Source organism: Vulcanococcus sp., from assembly GCF_044369115.1.
Taxonomy (GTDB): Bacteria; Cyanobacteriota; Cyanobacteriia; order PCC-6307; family Cyanobiaceae; genus Vulcanococcus.
Map to the genome: position 1 here is coordinate 1 of NZ_JBIPMN010000231.1, position 3140 is coordinate 3140.

Below are 3140 nucleotides of genomic sequence, written 5' to 3' on the forward strand. Positions count from 1 at the left end.
AGCAGTTCACCTCGGCGCGTGCGTCCCGTCGCGACACAGGTGGTGATCAAGCCGGCTAGCGCTCACTCCACACAACGTTTGGTGGGCGGCGGTTTGCATCCGCTGAGCAACGGCCAAGCCAACGCGGCCCTGCGCGCCTACGAAGAGCGCACCCTCGGAGCCTTCGATCGGGTCGTACCGGTGCTGAAGCGCATCTCCGCTCTGCAGCACGAACCCGATTTCATCGCCCAGGCTCAACGCCTGGCCCTGGCGGAACTGGGCCACGAGCTGCCCCAACCGGTGCTCGAAACCGCCTGGACCAGCCAGCTGGACATGCGCACCCTCTTCGCTTGGTGCGTGTTCGAGGCCTACGAACAAACCAGCCTCTCCTTCTTCAACGACGATCCACTGGCGGCCCAATCCGGCAGCGCGGATGCTGAAGCGTTCGACAGCTTCCTGCTGGAGTGCGGCTTCCATCTGCTCGACATCACCCCCTGCGCCGATGGCCGGCTAGCCCATGCCATCGCCTACGCGCTGCGGCTGCCCTTCAGTTCCGTGCGTCGCCGCTCCCATGCCGGCGCGATGTTCGACGTGGAAAACACGGTGGATCGCTGGGTGAAAACCGAGCACCGCCGCTACCGCGAAAGCCTTCCCAACCCCGCCCATAACGACACCCGCTACCTCAAGGTGGTCGTGTATCACTTCAGCTCCAAAGACCCCTGCCACGAGGGCTGCGCCGCCCACGGCAGTGACGACAAAGCCGCCGCCGCCCAGGGTCTGCAACGGCTCAAGGATTTCCAGCAAGCCGTTGAAAACAGCTTCTGCTGTGGTGCTTCGGTGGATCTTTTGCTCGTGGGCATGGACACGGATACCGACGCGATCCGTGTGCACGTGCCTGGCCGTGATGGCAGCACCAACCTGGAGCAGTGGCTCGATGCCCACGCGGTGTACGACGCCACCCGCAGTCTCACGGCTGATCAGGCCCGCGGACGGATCGTGGGGCTGGTGGAAGCCGCCGCTGCCGCCACGCCGGATGCCGGCATGGTCCAGCTGATCGCTCGCCTGATCGAGCACAACCTCTCCCAAATCGACTACGTGCGCCAATACCACGGCGGCAGCTACAGCGATTTCGGCCATGCCGAGCGATTCATCGGTGTTGGCATTGGCTTCAAGGAAGTGCACCTGCGCAACCTCACCTATTTCGCCTACATGGACACGGTGGAAGAAGGTGCACCAGATCTTGATGTGGGCGTGAAGATCTTCAAAGGTCTGAATGTGTCGCGCGGGTTGCCGATTCCTGTGGTGCTCCGCTTCGACTACCACGGTGCTGTTCCCGGTGCACGCGAGCGGGCCATCACCCACTGCGAGCGGGTGAAAAGCGCCATCGAGGCGCGCTACAGCGACCTCTGCGCGCAGGGTCTGCTGCACACCCTGCTCACCGTGCGCGACCGCGACCGGCATGTGCCGGCCGAAACCGTAAGTTCCTCAATCACGTTCAACACCGGAGGGGGGCACTGAGATGTTGATTTGCAAGGTGGTAAAGCCGTTGGTGTCCACCAACCGCATCGCCGATTTCCAGCACAAACACCTGCAGGTGGTGCTCGATGGCAGCACGCAAAAGGTGGCCGTTGATGCCGTGGGCGCCATTCCTGGCGACTGGGTGATCTGCGTGGGCAGTTCCGCCGCCCGTGAAGCCGCCGGTAGCAAGTCGTACCCCAGCGATCTCACGATCGTGGGGATCATCGACCACTGGGATCCTGATGCCGCCAAAGAGATGGCTGCCGGCAAGCCCGCCAATCCCGGCGCTCCGAGCGGCAGCGGAGGGGCGCAGTAATGGAAATCATGCAGGTGATGGGGTCGCTGGTCTGCACCAACCGTGTGGAGGGCTTCGCCCACCAGAACCTGCGCATCCTGCGCACCCCTAAAGGCAAGCTCAGCGTTGCCTGTGACCCGGTTGGCGCTTCTCCAGGCAACTGGGTGTTCACCGCCAGCGGCTCCGCTGCTCGGCATGCCACCGGCAATGCCGACCTGTTCACCGATCTGACGATCGGCGGAATCATCGATCACTGGTCGCCCGACGGCTAAGGAACCTCCCCGTTCCTCCCGCTGCGGTTCTCCGAACCGCACGGGCCCACTCCGTTTCACCGCGACCGTTCACGGGCACCGCCCATCACCGCCATGGCCACTCCCAGATCCCGAGCCACCTCCACCTCGGCCTCCGGTAAGCCGGCAGCTGCCAAACCAGCTGCCGCCGCGACCACGCCGGTGACGGCTATCCCAGCGCCGGCCTCTACACCGGCGCCCGCCGCTCAGCCTGCGGCACCCGCCCCCAAGGCAGTGACCGTGACCGCCCAAACCGTTGCCAGCACGGCCGTGGCCAGCAAAGCCGCGACCAGCAACCGCTCCTCAACCCCCTCGAGGGCGGCCGCCAGCAAGCCCGCCACGACCACCCGCCGTGCTGGTGGTTCCAGCGCCGGCGGCGATGGCAACAACCGTTCGAATTCCTCCAGCAGCCTCTCTCCCATGGCCTCTTCCGTTCAGGGCATCGCCCTCGGCATGATCGAAACCCGCGGTTTGGTGCCAGCCATCGAGGCTGCTGACGCCATGACCAAGGCCGCCGAAGTGAGCTTGATTGCCCGTGAATTCGTGGGCGGCGGCTACGTGACCGTGATGGTGCGCGGCGAAACCGGTGCTGTGAACGCTGCTGTGCGCGCTGGCGCTGACGCTTGCGAGCGCGTGGGCGACGGTCTGGTGGCTGCTCACATCATTGCCCGCCCCCACAGCGAGGTGGAGCCCGCCCTGGCCAGCTCCAACAACCGCCGCGCCTGATGAGCATGGACGCCGTTCATCCGCGCGTCCTGGGCTATCTGGGCCGCGCCCTGAGCCTTGAGCTCACTGCCGTGCAGCAATACATGACGCAGGCCTCACTCGTTGGGCTTTGGGGTGATGAGGCCTCCGCCGAGCGCTTCCGCGAGGAAACGGTGGAGGAGATGCAGCACGCCGAACGGATCGTTCAGCACATGCTGCAGCTGGGGGTGGCGCCTGCCGCCTCCCAGCTGCAGCCGGTGACCCACGCCCCCGACCTGCTGGGGCTGCTGGAGCAGAACGCGGATCTGGAACAACAGCTCGTGAATCACTACGACGAAGCCACGCGCTTCTGC

At 65.3% G+C, this 3140-nt stretch carries 5 protein-coding genes; all 5 read left to right on the forward strand.

Annotated features, from left to right (window positions below):
• A partial coding sequence (locus tag ACIQ2E_RS13640) for a carboxysome shell carbonic anhydrase (protein WP_398331631.1) occupies window positions 1-1497 on the forward strand: 1497 nt, incomplete at its 5' end.
• A gap of 1 nt (window position 1498) precedes the next feature.
• On the forward strand, window positions 1499-1813 hold the full coding sequence (locus tag ACIQ2E_RS13645) for a carboxysome peptide A (protein ID WP_398331634.1): 315 nt from the start codon (window positions 1499-1501) through the stop codon (window positions 1811-1813).
• On the forward strand, window positions 1813-2064 hold the full coding sequence (locus ACIQ2E_RS13650) for a carboxysome peptide B (RefSeq protein ID WP_296369985.1): 252 nt from the start codon (window positions 1813-1815) through the stop codon (window positions 2062-2064). The genes ACIQ2E_RS13645 and ACIQ2E_RS13650 overlap by 1 nt, the downstream gene beginning before the upstream one ends.
• A 180-nt stretch (window positions 2065-2244) precedes the next feature.
• A complete protein-coding gene (locus tag ACIQ2E_RS13655) occupies window positions 2245-2808 on the forward strand; it encodes a BMC domain-containing protein (RefSeq protein ID WP_398331641.1) in 564 nt (187 codons plus the stop codon).
• A 5-nt stretch (window positions 2809-2813) separates the two neighbouring features.
• Window positions 2814-3140 (forward strand): ferritin-like domain-containing protein (locus ACIQ2E_RS13660; protein ID WP_398331638.1); only part of this gene is annotated, 327 nt, incomplete at its 3' end.

Bases quoted from the DNA above. Each gene is read 5' to 3' on its own strand.
- ACIQ2E_RS13650 (WP_296369985.1), top strand. From the start codon at position 1,813: ATGGAAATCATGCAGGTGATGGGGTCGCTGGTCTGCACCAACCGTGTG.
- ACIQ2E_RS13645 (WP_398331634.1), top strand. From the start codon at position 1,499: ATGTTGATTTGCAAGGTGGTAAAGCCGTTGGTGTCCACCAACCGCATC.